The sequence below is a fragment of the Sphingobacterium detergens genome (assembly GCF_003610355.1).
Lineage (GTDB): Bacteria > Bacteroidota > Bacteroidia > Sphingobacteriales > Sphingobacteriaceae > Sphingobacterium > Sphingobacterium detergens.
The window spans coordinates 1,384,351-1,403,028 of the sequence record NZ_RAPY01000001.1 but is presented as its reverse complement, the minus strand read 5'-3'; the positions used below and the strand labels follow the sequence as shown (position 1 = coordinate 1,403,028).

The 18,678-nt window shown below is 40.4% G+C and carries 17 protein-coding genes; 15 read left to right on the top strand and 2 right to left on the bottom strand.

Annotation, left to right across the window (positions count from 1 at the left end; genetic code table 11):
- Positions 1 to 91: 91 nt before the first annotated feature.
- The 14 genes from DFQ12_RS06125 (at position 92) to DFQ12_RS06060 (ending at position 15,887) form a co-directional block, all read left to right on the top strand.
- Positions 92 to 1,600 (top strand): carbon-nitrogen hydrolase family protein, encoded by a 1,509-nt coding sequence (locus DFQ12_RS06125; RefSeq protein WP_120258088.1) that lies wholly within the window; start codon positions 92 to 94, stop codon positions 1,598 to 1,600.
- Between the two features lie 68 nt (positions 1,601 to 1,668).
- A complete protein-coding gene (locus DFQ12_RS06120; RefSeq protein ID WP_120258087.1) occupies positions 1,669 to 3,711 on the top strand; it encodes a M13 family metallopeptidase in 2,043 nt (680 codons plus the stop codon).
- Between the two features lie 148 nt (positions 3,712 to 3,859).
- Complete coding sequence (gene rplU / locus DFQ12_RS06115; protein ID WP_028068281.1) at positions 3,860 to 4,171, top strand: 50S ribosomal protein L21; 312 nt, start codon at positions 3,860 to 3,862, stop codon at positions 4,169 to 4,171.
- 43 nt (positions 4,172 to 4,214) lie between these two features.
- Positions 4,215 to 4,478, top strand: coding sequence for a 50S ribosomal protein L27 (rpmA, locus tag DFQ12_RS06110; RefSeq protein ID WP_046672918.1), 264 nt, complete (start codon positions 4,215 to 4,217; stop codon positions 4,476 to 4,478).
- Between the two features lie 290 nt (positions 4,479 to 4,768).
- On the top strand, positions 4,769 to 5,512 hold the full coding sequence (locus tag DFQ12_RS06105) for a hypothetical protein (protein ID WP_120258086.1): 744 nt from the start codon (positions 4,769 to 4,771) through the stop codon (positions 5,510 to 5,512).
- Positions 5,513 to 5,517: 5 nt separating this feature from the next.
- Positions 5,518 to 6,108 (top strand): hypothetical protein, encoded by a 591-nt coding sequence (locus DFQ12_RS06100; protein WP_120258085.1) that lies wholly within the window; start codon positions 5,518 to 5,520, stop codon positions 6,106 to 6,108.
- Between the two features lie 324 nt (positions 6,109 to 6,432).
- Positions 6,433 to 7,401, top strand: coding sequence for a formylglycine-generating enzyme family protein (locus DFQ12_RS06095; RefSeq protein WP_120258084.1), 969 nt, complete (start codon positions 6,433 to 6,435; stop codon positions 7,399 to 7,401).
- 28 nt (positions 7,402 to 7,429) lie between these two features.
- On the top strand, positions 7,430 to 8,743 hold the full coding sequence (locus DFQ12_RS06090; RefSeq protein ID WP_120258083.1) for a Gfo/Idh/MocA family oxidoreductase: 1,314 nt from the start codon (positions 7,430 to 7,432) through the stop codon (positions 8,741 to 8,743).
- Positions 8,700 to 9,779 carry an FAD:protein FMN transferase gene (locus DFQ12_RS06085; RefSeq protein ID WP_167457201.1) on the top strand — a complete coding sequence of 360 codons (1,080 nt, stop codon included), beginning with the start codon at positions 8,700 to 8,702 and terminating at the stop codon, positions 9,777 to 9,779. The genes DFQ12_RS06090 and DFQ12_RS06085 overlap by 44 nt, the downstream gene beginning before the upstream one ends.
- A 15-nt stretch (positions 9,780 to 9,794) precedes the next feature.
- Positions 9,795 to 10,718, top strand: a complete 924-nt coding sequence (locus DFQ12_RS06080) for a hydroxypyruvate isomerase family protein (protein ID WP_120258081.1) — start codon at positions 9,795 to 9,797, stop codon at positions 10,716 to 10,718.
- 94 nt (positions 10,719 to 10,812) lie between these two features.
- Positions 10,813 to 12,057 (top strand): MFS transporter, encoded by a 1,245-nt coding sequence (locus DFQ12_RS06075; protein WP_120259249.1) that lies wholly within the window; start codon positions 10,813 to 10,815, stop codon positions 12,055 to 12,057.
- A 42-nt stretch (positions 12,058 to 12,099) separates the two neighbouring features.
- On the top strand, positions 12,100 to 13,785 hold the full coding sequence (locus DFQ12_RS06070; protein WP_120258080.1) for a GMC oxidoreductase: 1,686 nt from the start codon (positions 12,100 to 12,102) through the stop codon (positions 13,783 to 13,785).
- A 19-nt stretch (positions 13,786 to 13,804) separates the two neighbouring features.
- The gene (locus tag DFQ12_RS06065; protein WP_120258079.1) at positions 13,805 to 15,238 is read left to right on the top strand and encodes a Gfo/Idh/MocA family protein; all 1,434 of its coding nucleotides are present in this window, start codon (positions 13,805 to 13,807) and stop codon (positions 15,236 to 15,238) included.
- A 19-nt stretch (positions 15,239 to 15,257) separates the two neighbouring features.
- On the top strand, positions 15,258 to 15,887 hold the full coding sequence (locus tag DFQ12_RS06060) for a gluconate 2-dehydrogenase subunit 3 family protein (protein WP_120258078.1): 630 nt from the start codon (positions 15,258 to 15,260) through the stop codon (positions 15,885 to 15,887).
- A gap of 47 nt (positions 15,888 to 15,934) precedes the next feature.
- Here DFQ12_RS06060 and DFQ12_RS06055 read toward each other — a convergent pair whose 3' ends face one another.
- Positions 15,935 to 16,660: an acyl-[acyl-carrier-protein] thioesterase gene (locus tag DFQ12_RS06055; protein ID WP_120258077.1), complete on the bottom strand. Its 726-nt coding sequence runs from the start codon at positions 16,658 to 16,660 to the stop codon at positions 15,935 to 15,937.
- A gap of 324 nt (positions 16,661 to 16,984) precedes the next feature.
- Here DFQ12_RS06055 and DFQ12_RS06050 point away from each other — a divergent pair, with 324 nt between their 5' ends.
- Positions 16,985 to 17,251, top strand: a complete 267-nt coding sequence (locus DFQ12_RS06050; protein WP_175991998.1) for a hypothetical protein — start codon at positions 16,985 to 16,987, stop codon at positions 17,249 to 17,251.
- Positions 17,252 to 17,370: 119 nt separating this feature from the next.
- Here the strand turns inward: DFQ12_RS06050 and DFQ12_RS06045 are convergent, their stop codons facing one another.
- Positions 17,371 to 18,672, bottom strand: coding sequence for a TolC family protein (locus tag DFQ12_RS06045; protein WP_120258076.1), 1,302 nt, complete (start codon positions 18,670 to 18,672; stop codon positions 17,371 to 17,373).
- Between the last annotated feature and the right edge of the window lie 6 nt (positions 18,673 to 18,678).

Below are 18,678 nucleotides of genomic sequence, written 5' to 3'. Positions count from 1 at the left end.
CTCCATTTGTGGGTATTAGACTACCCTGATGTTTGGGCTTGGGCCCGACTTTTGCTATTTTTAGGAAAACTTATTTCAAAAGGAGATTTATATGGATATTCAAGTGCGCAACTTGACAAAGAAAGATTATGTTGGTTTGAAGAAATCAATGGAGCAAGCTTATGATGGCGTGGGGGAGACCTGGTCAAGGGAAAATATTCAGGATTTGATTGAAATATTTCCTGAAGGACAATTGTGTGTGGAGATAGATGGCCAAGTCGTTGCCTGTGCCTTATCTATTATCCTCAATTCTAAAAAGAATAATATCTATGATAGTTATTATGATATTATTGATGATGGTAAATTTACCAAACATAGTGATGACGGCGATACCTTGTATGGTATCGAAGTGTTTGTGCATCCAGAACATCGTGCATTGCGTTTAGGACGTCGTCTATATGATGCGCGGAAAGAACTGTGTGAACAGATGAACTTAAAATGTATCGTCGCTGGTGGCCGGATTCCCAATTACCATAATTACGCGGACAAAATGAGTCCAAGGGTTTATATTGAGAAGGTAAAACGCAAAGAAATCTATGATCCGACACTGACATTTCAACTTTCCAATGATTTTCATGTCAAAAAGATTCTGAAACATTATTTGCCAGAGGACGCTGAGTCGATGGAATTTGCGACCTTGTTGGAATGGAATAATATTTATTATGAATCGGAGACCCGTTCGATTTCGACAACAAAACAGACCATTCGTCTGGGACTGGTGCAGTGGCAGATGCGCTTATTCGATAATATAGAAGCTTTCTATGACCAGATCGAATTCTTCGTGGATACCGTTAGTGATTATGGAACGGATTTTATCATGTTTCCAGAGTTTTTTAACACACCGCTAATGAGCCCTTACAATGACCTTCCCGAACGATTGGCGATGGAAAGATTGGCACAGCATACTTCCGATATTATTGATCGTATCCAGCAGTTTGCGGTTTCCTATAACGTGAATATTATTGCTGGATCTATGCCACTGATGGAAAATAAGAAGCTTTATAATGTTTCTTACCTCTGTCATCGAAATGGTAAGCTGGATGAATTTAAGAAAATTCATATTACACCAAATGAATTTAAATATTATGGCATGGTGGGCGGAAGTGAAGTAAAGGTATTTGATACAGACTGTGGTAAAGTTGGCCTGTTGATCTGCTATGACGTAGAGTTTCCGGAGCTGAGCCGCATTCTGGCCGATCAGGGAATGCAGATCCTATTTGTACCTTTTATGACCGATACACAGAATGGCTATATTCGGGTCAGAACCTGTGCGCAGGCCCGTGCCATCGAAAACGAATGTTATGTGGCCATTGCGGGGTCTGTGGGTAACCTGCCACGCGTCAATAATATGGATATTCAATATTCACAATCTGCTGTCTTTACACCTTCTGATTTTGCATTTCCAAATAATGCCATTAAAGCAGAAGCAACCCCCAATGCGGAAATGGTGCTGATCGCGGATGTGGATCTTTATGCATTACGTGATCTACATGAATATGGTACTGTAAAAGTCAAAAAAGATCGACGCAAAGACCTGTATGAAGTAAAACTTTTGAAATAATTACGCTGTATTTTTGAAGCGCTTCAAAATATGCTTAGCTTTAATTATATTCTTTAATCTAATAAAGTATGATACAAAAAGTCAAATGGGGGACGCTCTCGATCGTCTTAATGATGCTGTCATGTCAGTCCAATAAGAGCAAAGAGGGTGCACAAGAAGTCAGAACCAATTTTTTTGATGTTTCTGGCATGGACACAACAGTCAATCCTGGTGACAACTTCTTCCAATATGCGAATGGTGCATGGATGAAAAATACCCAGATACCGGCTTCCGAAACGGGCTGGGGCTCATTTTATATTCTAGCAGATGAAAATTTGCAGAAATTAAAAACAGTATTGGAAAATGCCGCTCAGTCGAACAGTGCAAAAGGGTCAGATCAGCAGAAAGCTGGTGATTTCTATGCGAGCGGTATGGATACCGTCACCATTGATAAACTTGGTGCAAAGCCGATAGAAGGAACGATTCAGAAAATCAACGCATTGAAAACTGTCGATGAACTGATCGCCTATGCGGCAGATGGATTTAAAGATGGCGATGGAGACCTTTTTAGTTTTTATGTGGCGGCCGATGATCGGATCAGCAATAAAAATGCACTTCAATTTTTTCAAGGTGGTTTGAATCTGCCAGAGGCCAGCTACTATTTGGATCAGGATGATAAAGCCAAAAAGATCAGGGAAGCTTATGTGGCTTATTTAGTTAAATTGTTTGGATTAATAGGTGAGGGAGCAAATGCGCAGAAATCTGCTGAAGAGGTACTAAAACTGGAAACGGAAATCGCGAAATCACATCTAACGCCTGTTGAATTGCGGGATCCGATCAAAAACTACAATAAGTTTGCTGTTCAGGATTTCCAAAAGCAAACCCCAAATTTAAACTGGAAAGATATTCTTGGGCGATTGGAGGTGAAGACTGATACGATTTTGGTACAGCAACCTAAGTTCTACCTCGCATTGAACAATTTATTGAAATCGCAGCCTGTAGATGTTTGGAAAACAAAACTAAAAGCTGATTTGGCAAACGCTTCTGCAACCGCACTGAGTAAGGAGTTTCGCGATGCAAAATTTGAACTATTCGGCAAGACGCTCAATGGACAAAAGCAACAAAAAGAACGTTGGAAGTTGATGGTTAGCTCAGCGGATGAAAACCTGGGTGAGATTGTCGGTAAACTTTATGTCGATGACTATTTCAAACCTGAAGCAAAACAGCGCATGATGGAATTGGTCGATAACCTGCAAAAAGTCTACAAGGCCAGAATTGAGAAGTTAGACTGGATGACTCCAGAAACCAAGAAAAAGGCAATCGAGAAATTGGAAGCTTTTGTCAAGAAAATCGGTTATCCAGAAAAATGGAAAGATTATAGTGATGTAGAGGTTGCAAAAGATACGTATTATGCGAATCTGCAGTCTTCGGCTAAGCATGCTTATAAGGAGATGGTTGGCAAGATAAGTAAGCCTGTCGATAAGAAGGAGTGGCTCATGACAACACCGACCGTAAATGCTTATTATAATCCACCCTACAATGAGATTGTGTTCCCTGCGGGAATCCTACAATTCCCTTTCTTTGATGCCAATGCGGATGATGCGATCAACTATGGCGCTATTGGTGCTGTGATCGGTCATGAGATGACACATGGTTTTGATGACCAAGGTAGGCAGTATGATAAAGCGGGTAACTTAAATGATTGGTGGACAGCAGTAGATGCCAAACAGTTTACGGAGCGTGCAAATCAGGTAACGAAATTGTATGGAAGCTTCACCTTATTGGATAATCAACATGTCAATGGAGAATTAACGCTTGGTGAGAATCTGGCTGACATTGGTGGATTGAATATTGCTTATGATGCTTTTAAACTGACCAAACAAGGGCAGGGGAACGAGAAAATTGACGGTTTCACAGGTGATCAGCGTTTCTTTTTAAGTTTTGCACAGGTATGGCGGGTGAAAAGCAGTGATGAGCGCATGCGTTTACGTTTGAAAGTTGATCCACATAGCCCAGAGCAGTTCCGTGTAAATGGCCCTGTCTATAATATGGAAGCGTTTTATAAGGCATTTGATGTGCAGCCTACGGCTAAAATGTACGTTGCACCGGAAAAAAGAATTTTAGTCTGGTAAGAGGTTAATGCTTGCTAGTCTGTTATTTCCGATGGAGATACATATTGGTTGATGAAAAATGAAGGGAAAAAGATAGATTTGTCTTTGAATTGTGATAAAAACTAATTACTTTTGCCCTTCATTTAATAACACATTTAATTAATTAACAATGTACGCAATAGTAAATATAGCAGGACAGCAATTTAAGGTTGCAAAAGACCAGTTCCTTTTTGTACACCGTTTACAAGGAGATGAAGGCGCTAGTATTGAATTTGACAATGTATTGTTAGCAGAAGACGGTGGTAAATTTACCATTGGTACACCTAGCGTTGCTGGTGCAAAAGTTTCGGCTAAAATTTTGTCTCATTTAAAAGGCGATAAAGTTATCGTTTTCAAGAAAAAACGTCGTAAAGGCTACAAAAAGAAAAACGGTCACCGTCAACAATTTTCTAAAATCCAGATCACTGGTATTACGTTATAATTGAATTTTTAATCAGACATTAGTCTTAAATTAAGATAAAGAAATGGCACACAAAAAAGGTGCGGGTAGTTCTAAGAACGGCCGTGAGTCACATAGCAAGCGTTTAGGTATCAAAATCTTCGGTGGTCAACAAGCAATCGCTGGTAACATCATCGTACGCCAACGCGGTACACAACACAATCCTGACACAAATGTTGGTATTGGTAAAGACCACACATTGTTCGCTCTAGTAGACGGTAAAGTAGTTTTCCGTAAAAAAGCTAACAATAAATCTTATGTATCTGTAGTTCCTACAGAACAAGCATAAGGTTTGCAACAATATTTGAAGAAGGCATCAAGCAATTGATGCCTTTTTTTGTGTGTATTACTTTTTGTTGTCAAATTTTATTTTTAAAAGATCCAATGATCCGGATGTAATCAAAGAATGTTTCATCTGATTGGATCAGAGTTGTTTGCTGGTTCGAAAACTCGTGGAGGCTCTCATAAGGGAAAAAAACAGGTCTTTATTTATGAGGTAAATTGTTATTTTCTGTTAAATGTAACCGCTTTGGTACAATTTTTATAAGGGATATGTGTTTTTAAGATAAATACCGATTTATGAAATACAACAAGTTTGGATATGGTCTGTGTGCTGGGGTGTTTGCCTGTTCATTATATTCCTGTAGTTCGATCTATATGCCCAATGTGCCTTCGGCACCTATGTTTACAGAAGCTGGTGAGGTTTATGTTTCCGGAAACATCAATACAAAGGCAAATGTATCTGCAAATTTAGGGGTTGCAGTAACGGATCACGTTGCTGTGATTGCTAATGGATCCTATGTGGACAATAGATCCAATACTAAGGACTACGCACAGAAAATGGCTGAAGCGGGGATAGGTTACTATACACGTTTTGGTAAAAAAAATAATCGGGTATTTGAAGTATATGGTGGGTATGGACTAGGGACCACAAGTGTAATTGATAAAAGGTCGTCAACAATGGGGCAGGCAATTGTGGAAACGCAAGACATGGACTTTGACAAGGTTTTCGTGCAGGTGAACTTTTCATCGGAAAAAAAGGATGCCCTGAAATTATTTGGTAATAGACATGATATCGACTATGGTACGATCATTAGACTGAGCAATATGCGTATGAAGAATTTTGCGATTGATGGTCTTCCTGTCGAGAAAGAAGATAATATGCTTATTGAGCCTGTGTTTTATACCAGAATGGGGCTTGGAAAAGGGTGGAAGTTGCAATACACAAATGGCATGGTTTTCGGTTTTAAAAGCAATACGTATTTAAAAGCTGGTTACCCATTGTTTACACTGGGAGTTTTGTATAAATTTGGAGGAAAATAGCAGCTATGAGCAAGAAAATTTTATTTGGATGTTTGGTGTTTTTGGGTTTATTCATTTCCGGATGCGGAGTAAATAGACAAAAAGCACAGATCGAGAACTTGGCGAAATGTAAGTTTGACGTGGAATCAGTAGACAGTATTCGATTGGCGGGAACATCGCTGCAGCGTTTGATCAAAAATAATCAGATCGACCTCGGAGCGGCACCGAGTCTGGCTTTGGCTTACTTACGAAAGGATATTCCTTTGGATGCCGTAATTCGTCTTAAAATAGATAATCCAACACTAAAGAAAGCATCAATCAATAAGTTTCAATATATCATTCTATATGGTGGTCAGCAGCTTGTCGAAGGAATTGTCAATCAATCCTTGCAAATTGAACCCGGTGAGTCTACCGTAGCTAATGTACGTATTGCAACCAATATTTATGATCTTTTGGTGAATTCGGACCTACAAAATTTTTTAATGTCCAGCGATGAGAATAAAAAGGGAATATTTACGTTAAAAATTAAACCTTCGATCAATATTGCTGGCCAATCGGTATTCTATCCTGGATATATTACCATAGACAAGGCGGTGAGCCGAAAAATCCTGCTATAAATGATACGGATCAGTAAAGAGATAAAAGGTTTTCCATGCGAATGGAAAACCTTTTTTTTTCTGAATTGTCTGTTTTCTATTGGTCGGAAAGGACCTTCAGTTGATTTTCATGGCTGTTGGTGCTTATGGGGGCATGAAAATTTTAGTGAAGGGACTATTTTTAACAAACCTAAGCCTCCCTTTGGAGTGGCCAAGTCTGCTTGCTAAACCGTTATTACAAATGGTTCCTTTTGTTAAGAATTAAACTGTAATAAAAAAGTTATAATGTCAAAGTGTAAACTATACACCTTATTTTATATTTTAGTCTTTTAATAAAACCTAAATATGTTAAAAAGATTCTTAATTCCTGTTTTGCTGTTTGCTGGGGTACATGCTATCGCTCAAAAGAAGTTTGATCCTTATGAGCAAACCATTGAAGGGACCAATCTTTCGTTTAAAATGGTGGCAATTCCGGCCGGAAGCTTCAAAATGGGGTCTGTTACTGGCGGGAAGGATGATGAAAAGCCGGTACATGAGGTTAAACTCGATCCATTCTGGATGGGGCAGTATGAAGTGACCTGGGATTTGTTTGAGCCTTTTCTGTACAAAGATTATGAAATCGCAAAAAGCAAGGACGGGAAGGTTGCGCCGGAAATAGACGCGGTAACCAGACCTACGAAGCCCTACCTTGATATGACCTTTGGTTTTGGTAAAGAAGGGCATCCTGCACTTGCCATGACGCACTATAATGCGATTCAATTTTGTAAATGGTTATATGTACGTACAGGTGTGTTCTATCGTCTGCCAACTGAGGCGGAATGGGAGTATGCTGCACGCGCCGGTGCGAAGACCGCCTACTTTTTTGGCGATAAAGAAGCTCAACTGGGTGAGTATGCCTGGTATAAAGATAATTCGGAGCAAAAAACACATGCTGTAGGAGAGAAGAAACCTAACCCTTGGGGTCTTTATGATATTTATGGTAATGTGGGTGAATGGACCTATGACCAGTACAAAGCCGATAGCTATAATGAAGGTAAGGATAAGGTGTTAACGAATCCTGTTGTTGTTCCAACAACTTTATATCCGCATGTTGTCCGTGGGGGAGCTTTCGATAACGCTGCTGCTGATCTCCGTTCAGCTGCCCGGAATGCCTCAGACCCAATTTGGAAACAATTGGATCCTCAGGTTCCAAAAAGTAATTGGTGGTTTCCAGAGGCACCATTTGTCGGTATGCGTTTGGTACGACCATTGAATCCACCTAGCCATGAGGAAATTATGGCCTATTATGATAAAAAGCCAATTAAAGATTTTTAAAAAATAAAATAATCAATATAAAACTGTTATGGAAAATCTAGAAAGAAGAGATTTTATTAAAACTTCTGCCGTGGTTGCTGGCGGTGCCATGTTAAGCTCACTGCCTTTATCCGGAGCCTATGCTGCTGGTTCTGATGTTATCAAAGTCGCTTTAGTAGGCTGTGGAGGTAGAGGTACCGGTGCTACATTTGACGCCTTAAGCTCAGGAGCAAATATCAAAGTTGTTGCATTGGCTGATGCATTTAAAGATAATTTAGATAGTACATATAATACGCTTAAAGAGAAATGGCAAGATAAAATCGATGTCAGCGATAATCATAAATTTGTAGGATTTGACGCTTATAAAGAGGCGATTAAATTAGCTGATGTTGTTATTTTAGCGACTCCTCCAGGGTTTAGACCAACACATTTTGAAGAGGCAATTCGTCAGGGAAAACATGTTTTTATGGAGAAACCTGTCGCTGTTGATATTCCAGGTGTACAACAAGTTATACGTGCCGCTGCTGAAGCTAAGCGCAAAAAATTGAACGTTGTCGTCGGTTTGCAACGTCGCTATCAGACCAACTATCGTGAAGCGATCAAGCGTATTCACGATGGTGCAATCGGTGATATTACTTCTGGACAGGTGTATTGGAATTCAGGTGGTGTGTGGGTACGTCCACGTAAACCGGAGCAATCTGAAATGGAATATCAAATGCGTAACTGGTATTATTTCAACTGGCTGTGTGGTGATCATATCGTTGAGCAACATGTACACAATATTGATATTGCCAACTGGGTGAAAGGTTCCTATCCGGTATCTATCCAAGGTACAGGAAGTAGAGCACACCGTACTGGTAAAGAATACGGCGAAATCTATGATAATTTTGCACTTGAACTGACTTATGCAGATAACAGTGTGGTGTATAGCCAATGTCGACATTTTGAAGGAATACAAAACCGTGTTGATGAGCAGTTTCAGGCAACAAAAGGCCGCGTATATCTTTCGGCTGGTGGACAGGCTATATTGTATGATTGGAAAGGTAAAGAGATCTATCGCCATGACGCGAAAGGTAATCCAAATCCATATCAACAAGAGCACAAGGAACTTTTTGAAGCGATCACGAAAGGTGAGTACAAGTTTGACAACGCGGAATACGGCGCTTATAGTACCTTAACGGGGATCATCGGACGTATTGCTTGTTATACAGGCAAGGTTATCAAATGGGATGAAGCATTGAAATCAACAATCAAATTGGGACCAGATGTACTGGCTTGGGATGCTAAACCAAAGTTACTTCCTGATACAGAGGGTTTTTATGCCGTGGCAAACCCTGGTCAAAATACAAACCTTTATATTTAATAGCAGTGCAGTGATGGGGCTAAATAGGGAAATCTGCTGTATATTCTTTTTTATTATTGGGACGCTTGGTTTACAGGCACAAACTGGTTCAAAAGAGTTAAGCAAGATTCGCCTGGAAGGCCCTGCACAAGGCACGCAATTTCACATTACTTATTTCGCCTCGGATAGTCTTGTTAGACGCTCGGAGATTGATAGCATCTTAAAAGTTATCGATCTATCCATGTCGATCTATCGTAAGGATTCAAAAATATCCTTGTTTAACCAAGACAGCGTTATGCAGATTGAAATGGATAAGCATATGGCTCATGTCATTGCGGCTTCATTCCGATACAACAAACTATCTAAAGGCCAATTCGATATTACTATTGCCCCATTGGTCAACCTTTGGGGCTTTGGTGTTAAAAAAAGCCCGGTTGCTCCGGATTCGGCAACAGTTTATACCGCCAAGCAATTTGTAGGTATGCATTATCTTAAAGTCAAGCGCAAGCAGCTAATCAAAAAAAAGCAGGGGGTTAAGATTGATGTCAATGGTATCGCACAAGGGTATACTGTCGATGTGCTGGCTGATTATCTCGGACATAAAGGAATTTCCAATTATATGGTGGAAGTAGGTGGTGAAATTAGAACTTCGGGAACTCCGCCGGGACAAAAGGGCTTTTCCATCGGGATTGTCCAGCCTGACGAAAGTAAGCAGGAGGATATCATGACAGCGGTTGTCCAACTCAAAACCGGTGCGCTAACCACGGCAGGTAGTTTTGAGAAATTTATTAAATATAAGAATAAAAAAATGGGGCATCATATCAATCCGGTGACAGGTTTTCCTTATACAACCAGTGTATTAAGTGTTACCGTATATACCAGAACCGCCATGGATGCTGATGCTTTGGACAACTACTTTATGGGAATGGAACCGACAGAGATTATCGCGAAGGCCAAGAAATTGAAAGACGTGGAAGTTTTTGTCATTTATAAAAATAAAAACCAAGCTATTCAGACGATTTATTCAGAAGGATTTGGTAAATTATATAAAAATTAATCAACTATAAACAAAATGAAAAGATCTGATTTTATCAAAGGTGGCCTTTTGGCCGCTGGAGCCGGATTATCTGGGCATACATTTGCCTCAACAAACCAAAATGCAACCAATATGATGGATAAAGGAAAGACATTCAATCTAAATTATGCACCACATCAGGGGATGTTCAAGAATCATGCAGGGGACAACTTCCTGGACGAAATCCGTTATATGCATGATTTGGGTTTCCGCGGAATTGAAGATAACGGTTATCTCGGCCGTACATTGGATGAGCAAAAGAAAGTAGGGGACCTACTGGCCAAGTTGGGAATGACGATGGGCGTATTTGTCGTTGATGGTGGTCAAAATTGGATGCCTTCCTTAGCGACAGGTAAAAAAGAGTTCTTAGATAAATTTGTCGAAACCTGTCATAAGTCTGTTGAAGCGGCCAAACGCTGTAATGCAAAATGGCTTACGGTGGTTCCCGGATTCTATGAGCGGAGATTACCTTGGGGAAATCAATTCAGCAATATCCTTGAGGCGATGCGTAGAGGAGCGGAGATCTTCGAACCGCATGGTCTGGTCATGGTGTTGGAGACTTTAAGTGATACACCGGAATTATTTTTACAGCAAACGCATGAAACCTATGCTATGTGTAAGGCTGTCAATAGCCCTTCCTGTAAGATATTGTACGATATATACCATATGCAACGTACAGAAGGAGATTTGATTGCGAACATGAACCGTTGTTGGGATGAAATTGCTTATATTCAAATTGGTGATAATCCAGGCCGTAAAGAACCAACTACGGGAGAGATCAATTATAAAAACGTATTCAAACATATTCATAGTAAAGGATATAAGGGGATAATGGGTATGGAACATGGTAATTCTAAGCCGGGTAAAGAGGGTGAAGATAGATTGGTGACAGCCTACCGTGAGGTCGATAGCTTTTTGTAATATTTTAATAGTGTACTATTGACAATTAGATTTAATTTCTTAAATTGAGCAGGTAAAACCAATTAGTAGTATTGTAAAACACCATTTATTTATGATTTCATCAACAATAAAATTTAAACTATCCTTCATGATGTTCCTTGAATTTTTTATTTGGGGGGGATGGTTTGTCACATTAGGCACTTTTTTGAGCAAGAATCTGCACGCAACGGATTTCGAAATGGCCAATGTATTTTCGACGCAGTCATTGGGCGCGATTATCGCTCCCTTTATTGTAGGAATGATTGCCGATCGTTATTTTAATGCCGAGCGTATTTTGGGTGTTTTGCACTTGGTCGGTGCCGTATTAATGTATCAGATGTATGGTGCGGCCGATATGTCTACTTTCTATCCTTATGTATTGGCCTATATGGTTTTATATATGCCAACGTTAGCTTTGGCAAGCTCGGTTTCATTTCGCCAATTAACAAATCCAGAAAAACAGTTCTCGGCTATACGTATCTGGGGAACAATTGGTTGGATTGTGGCAGGTCTAGCAATTAGCTATATCTTCAAATGGGATGCGGCAGCTTCGGATGGCGCGCTGAAGAATACATTCCTGATGTCGGGTGTTGCTTCTTTAGTATTAGGGGTATTTTCCTTTGCTTTACCAAAAACACCTCCAGTTAAACTGGATGAAGGTGAGAAACCATCATTTGCATCAATCATTGGCTTAGATGCCATCAAATTGTTGAAAGACAAAAACTTTTTGATCTTTTTTGTATCCTCCGTTCTAATCTGTATTCCTTTAGCATTCTATTATTCAAACGCGAATCTATTCCTGACCGAAATCGGTTTGGAAAATCCAACTGGTAAGATGACAATTGGTCAGGCTTCAGAGGTCTTGTTCTTGTTGGCTCTTCCGGTTTTCTTTACAAAATTTGGATTCAAGAAAACGATTCTGGTAGGGATGTTGGCATGGGTGATCCGTTATCTATTGTTTGCTTATGGCAATGCTGGTGAACTTTCGTTCATGCTGTTGATCGGTATCGCATTACACGGAATCTGTTATGACTTTTTCTTTGTTTCGGGACAGATTTATACAGATAGCAAAGCGGGTATTAAATACAAGTCTGCCGCACAGGGATTGATTACATTGGCAACTTACGGTGTTGGTCAGTTGATCGGCTTTTGGGTAGCAAGTTATGTAGGCGACAAATATAAAGATTTGAAAGCAACAGATTTAGCTGCATTTTGGAATCATACTTGGGTCGTTCCTGCAATTATTGCCGCAGTGGTGTTTTTTATCTTTCTAGCGCTCTTTAAAGATGAGAAGGTAGATAATGCCAAGGCTGCACACTAAACAGAAAAAATAACTATTTAAAAACAAATAATTAGAAGAGAGATGGCAACAAATACTTATGACGCGATTGTAATCGGTTCTGGGATAAGTGGTGGATGGGCTGCGAAAGAATTGACAGAAAAAGGACTGAAAACAATTATGCTAGAGCGTGGTCGTAACATCGAACACATTAAGGATTATACTGCGCCAAACAAAATGCCATGGGAATGGCCTCATGCTGGTGGTCGTACCCAGCAGATGATTGAGGATTATCCAGTATTGCGCAGAGATTATCCATTGAACGAAAAGAACCTTGATCTTTGGGCGAATGAGAAAGATAGCCCTTATACTGAGGTGAAGCGTTTTGATTGGTACCGCGGGTATCATGTCGGTGGTAGATCATTAATGTGGGGTAGACAATCTTATCGCCTTGGTGACCTGGATTTCGAGGCTAACTTGAAAGATGGGCATGGGGTAGATTGGCCAATCCGTTATAAAGATATTGCACCTTGGTATAGCTATGCGGAAAAATTTGCTGGTATCTCTGGAAATAGAGATGGGGTTGCTTCGCTTCCTGACGGAGATTATATGCCGCCAATGCCGATGAATATTGTAGAAAAGGATTTGGCTGAACGATTGAAAAAACAATATGGTGGCCAACGTCATTTCATTATGGGACGGACAGCGAATATCACTGTGCCACATGAAGGCCGTGTCAACTGTCAATACCAAAATCAATGTTGGTTGGGTTGTAACTTTGGTGCTTATTTCAGTACGCAATCGGCAACTTTACCAGCAGCGAAGAAAACGAACAACCTAACATTACGTCCGTTTTCTATTGTTACAAAGATTATCTACGATAAAAATACGAAAAAGGCGAAAGGTGTTGAAATTGTTGATGCTGAAACAAACAAAACCTATGAGTTCTTTGCGAAGGTCATTTTTGTGTGCGCATCAGCACTAAATTCGACTTGGGTATTGATGAACTCCGCTACCGACGTATGGGAAGGTGGTCTTGGAAGCAGCAGCGGTGAGCTTGGTCACAACCTAATGGATCACCACTTCCGTTGTGGTGCTGGGGGTAAAGTCGATGGCTACCTGGACAGTTATGTATTTGGTCGTCGTCCAACAGGCTTATATGTGCCACGTTTTGTAAACGTTGATGGCGATACGAAGAAACGTGATTATGTCCGTGGATTTGGCTATCAAGGTGCTGCAGGCAGAGGCCGTTGGTCTGGTGCTGTTGCAGAGATGGAAGTTGGTGGTGCATGGAAAGATGCGATCTGTGAACCAGGTGACTGGAACGTGGGCTTCACGGCTTTCGGAGAAACCTTACCGTACCATGAAAATAAAATTACGCTTGATAAAAGCAAAAAAGATAAATGGGGCTTACCTGTATTATCATTTGATGCCGAAATCAAAGATAATGAATTGAAGATGCGTGCTGACATGCAAAATGAAATGAAGGAAATGCTGGAAAGTATTGGCGTAAAAGATACCTATACATATGACAATGTATATGGACTTGGCCAAGGTATCCATGAGATGGGAACAGCGCGTATGGGTCTCGATCCTAAAACATCTGTATTGAACGGTAATAACCAGGTATGGGATGCATTAAATGTATTTGTTACAGACGGTGCATGTATGACTTCTGCTGGTTGTGTCAACCCTTCACTTACTTATATGGCACTTACTGCACGTGCGGTCGATTATGCGGTTAGTGAATTGAAAAAAGGTAATATCTAATAGCTAAAGATTGATAACAATGGAAAATAACTCAAATAAGTCGAGCAGAAGAGATTTCTTAAAGACTGCGGCAACCGCTGCGGCAGCTTTTATGATCGTTCCTCGTCATGTATTAGGAGGAAATGGTTTCATCGCTCCTAGTGATAAGTTACAAATAGCTGGTATTGGTGTAGGGGGTAAAGGGTTCAGCGACATTAACTCATTTCATGATTCAGGTAAAGCGGATCTCGCTTTCTTATGTGACGTGGATGATCGTCGTGCTGCAGGTGCGTTGAAGCGTTACCCAAAAGCAAAATATTATAAAGATTATCGGGAGATGTTGGACAAAGAGCATAAACGCATTGAAGCTGTTTCTGTTTCTACTCCAGATCATCAACATGCGATTCAAGCGTTGGCTGCCATGCAACTTGGCAAGCACGTCTATGTTCAGAAACCTCTGACTCATGATGTTTGGGAAGCAAGAGCCCTGACACATGCTGCGAAGAAATATAAAGTTGTCACCCAGATGGGAAACCAAGGTGCATCCAATGATGGACCACGTTTTGTCCGTGAATGGTACGAAGCTGGTTTAATCGGTGATGTACATACGGTATATTGTTGGACTGACCGTCCGGTATGGCCTTCTGGTATTGCATGGCCTACAGGTAAGGCTGAAATTCCGAAAGAATTGGATTGGGATCTTTGGTTGGGAACTGCTCCTCACAAGGAGTATGTAGATAAATTGGTGCCGTTCAACTGGCGTGGCTGGTGGGATTATGGTACGGGTGCATTGGGTGACATGGGTTGTCACTTGTTGGAAGTTCCTTTTAGTACTTTAGGCTTGACTTATGTACAAGATGTACAGGCAACTGTAGGTTCTGTTTATGTGGATGAGTTCAAACGTGGTTATTTCCCTGAGAGCTGTCCTCCATCAAGTCACGCGACATTGACGTTCCCTAAAACACCGCGTACAAATGGTCCTGTAACATTACATTGGATGGATGGTGGTATTCAACCTGCACGTCCGGATGAATTGGGTCCAAATGAAATCTTCGGTGATGGTGGCAATGGTATTTTGCTAGTCGGTACCAAAGGTAAGATCCTTGCGGATACATACGGTCAAAATGCACGTTTGTTACCAACATCAAGAAAAGATCAAGTTGCGCAGAAATATGCACGTGTACCGGGACAAGAATCTGGTCACTATGCACAATGGGTGGAAGCTTGTCAAGCTGGTTATGGTAAAAAAGAAGTGAGTTCACCATTTGAAATTGCTGGTCCATTGACTGAAGCTTTGTTGATGGCTAACCTTGCGATTAGAGGCGCTGATTTACGTTTAGATGGAAAATATCCAGGACGTAATCTAAAATTGTTATGGGATAATGACAATATGCGAGTGACAAACTTTGATCATGTGAATCAATATGTCAAACGTAATTACAGACAAGGTTGGGAAATGAAATATAATTTCTAAAATTAAGATATTTAGTAGTATGAATAGAAGAGAAGCATTACAACGAGTTGCCTTGATTTTAGGAGGTACCGTTATCGGCGCCAATTTATTTTTGGAAGGCTGTACGCGTTCGGCTACAAAGGATGTGGAAGGCTTATTTGAAGCAAAAACGACAGATTTGTTGGGCGATTTAGCTGAGGCTATTTTACCTGCAACCGCTACTCCTGGAGCTAAAGAAGCTGGTGTAGGAAGCTTTATTCCTGTGATGGTCCGTGACTGTTACACTGAAAAACAACAGAAAGCATTTGTAACTGGTCTCGCAAGCTTGGATAATAAAGCAAAAGAAGTCAAAGGAAAACCTTTCCTTGAGCTTTCGGCGGCAGATCGTACAGCGGTAGCAGCAGCTTTGGATAAAGAAGCAAATGAGTTCAATAAGAAACAAGCTGAAGATCAAAAGGACATCCTGGAGAAAAACAAAGAAAAACAAAATCAATTGTATAATTACGTAGAAAATGATCCACCACACTGGTTCACGATGTTTAAGCAATTGACGTTGACAGGTTTCTTTAACTCCGAATTGGGTTGTACAAAAGCACTACGTTTTGTCAAAATTCCTGGAAAATATGATGGGAACTTTCCTTACAAAAAAGGAGACAAAGCATTTGCATAGTAACTATGCTCTGCGGAAAATAAAAAAGGAGGCTCAAGCCTCCTTTTTTATTTTGTCTCTACCTCCAGGGCGAAATGAATACGCTTTTGTTTTGTGACAGTCATGAAATAGCCCTTGTCTGTCGAATCACCGTTAATGTCCACAGTGTCATTGTAACGCAGTTCTCTGAGGTAGTTCATCTCCAACGACTTGATCTGATTGGTCAGAACGAGTTCGATCGGGAGTCTATCCATACACCAGTCCAGGTATTTGACATTATTGGCATGATTAACAATATCAAGATCAGATAACTTGACGATATATTGATCTATATTTTTGACAAGCTGAGAAATATCCAGTTTTGAGAATGGTCGTTGTGTCGCAGGGCGATCGGGGTAAGTTGTAAAACCTGCTGCTGAAATGGCTAGATCTTCGGAACTTCTTTTTACGGTATTGATTACCGCCCAATAGCTTGTGGCCGTAACATACACCTGTCCATTCACCAAAATTTCAAAATTACGTGTAGAGCGCGCACCCTCCAGTTCCTGTATCCATGTTCTTACCTGGACAATGTCCATCCATTTGGGCAGTCTGTTGATTTCAATACGCATTCGGCTAAGTACCCAAGTTTGGTTGTGTTTGGCCATTTCTTTAAAACCGAAACCAACATTGGTCGCATGTTCACCCGCAGTAAGTTGAAGAATATTTGACAAGTCGGAGAAACGGATACGACCATTGGAGTAACATTGTGTGAAATAAATTTCCCAGTTTTTCTCAAAGACTGATTTTTCCATTTGTTGTTTAGTTTTTTGCAAAATTAGGCAATATGACTGATTTGTGCCTTAAATTCAAAATGAAATGACATAATTTTAAGATATTCAGATAATATGAACTGTTGGGCTGTTTTTGGGCATAAATAGACAAAAAAAACGGAAAGCTGCCAATCGTTTTTTTATTGTAAAATAAATGATAGTTTTCAATTATTTAATTGATTATTATCATCAGATTAGGTAGATTTAAATAAGCCAATGGCATAAAATAATAAAATAAGATTGGTTTTATCACGTTATATCTAGTATAGCGCGAAACATTAAATTTACACATTAATTGCTAATATTATGGTTGGAGAACTAATAGCTAAAGAGGAAATTCCTCAATTTAAATTTATCCCTGCGAGTGAAGATAAGTCAGCGAGTTTTATGGATAAATTGAAAGGGGCCCTTCGGTTGGGAAATGAATTTAAATCCAAAACTGAAATAGCCTTTCAAACAGATTCCGGACCAAAGCGTATCGAAACCACAGTGTGGTCATTAACCGATAGATATATTCAGATCAAAAGTGGCGTATTGATCCCACTTCGGTCTATTATTGCAATTGACTATTAATAAGAACGACTTCCGATAAAAAAAGCTCCTGAAATTTTTCAGGAGCTTTTTTCTTGCCTAATTTTCAATGCGAACGGATTGGTTTTGCAGGCCGCTGGCGGCCTAATAATTCAGGCGAATTAATAGGTTTCGCCTGTTAATTCTTTCAGACGTATTTCCGAAACCTTTGCATCGTATTGTGCGGTATAGCTCCGCGTCATGGCATTGATGTAATTTAGTTGCGCCGTTCTAACCTCGAGTGTCGTAATTGTTCCGATGCGAAATTTATCCATGGTGATATTTAGATTTTCTCTGGCGAGCTCCTCATTCTTTTTTTCTACGTCCGCCAATTCGATGTTGGTGATATAGGTTTGAAATAGGGTCCTAACTTGTGCCTGTATACTTTGCTTTTGTTGTTGAATCTGTATTTCGGTGCTTTGTACCTGAAATTTGGCAATCCGTTCATTCCTGTTTTGAATAAATCCATTAAAGATATTCAGGGAAGCGGTGACGCCATAGTTGAGACCTTTATTTTTGTTCTCCGTGGAGAAGCCCAGTGAGGAGTGGGATTCATTCCAATTGTATCCTGTATTCAGGCCTATTTTGGGATAACGTTCTGCTTTTACAGATTTTAGGTTCAGTTCGGCAACCCGTCTATTGATGAGGGCGAGTTGTACCTGCGGATTTTGTTGGTCAGCAATTTGGATTAGATCGCCCAGCTTAAGGTCGGTATCCAGTTTCATTTCGTCTTCAACCTGAAAATCTATGCCCAGATCACGGGTCATGAGCTGGTTCAGGTAAGTCTTCGTGTTTTGGAAACTTTCCCGCTGGCGCAGTAAATTCGTCTGATCGGTATTTAGATCCACTTTTGCATTCAGTAAATCCAATTTAGATCCTTTTCCGATCTCTAAACGGTTCTCGGCTAGGGTAACGCGGTATTGAGACAGGGTAATGGTCGTATCTAAAGCATTCAATAAACGCTTTTGTTGCACTAAACCGTAATAGGTAGCGATAACTTCACTCAATTGGCTGATTACCTCAAATTTGATTTCGGCTTCACCCTGACGCTGTATTTCTTTGAATCTATCACGACGGGCAAACATACCGAACCCGTCGAAGACCGTCCAGTTGAGATTGACACCATAAGACATATTGTCGTTTTTCGCATTGGAAATCTGTTGTACCTGACCATCAGCTCGTACTTGCCGGGAGTTTTGGATCGAGTTGCTCCGACTGAAATTACCCGTAACCGCTGGAAGCATCCCGGCACTCCCAAGGCTTGTGTTTTCAATGTCTATTTTGTTGTCATTTTTCGCCAAAAGGATATTAAAGTTGTTGCTCAAAGTTGTTGTTAATGCTTCTTCTAGCGTCAACATTTGTTGTGCACGAGCTTGAATTAGGATGAAACTAAGCAGCAGTGTTATGATTACATTTCTCTTCATGTCTGA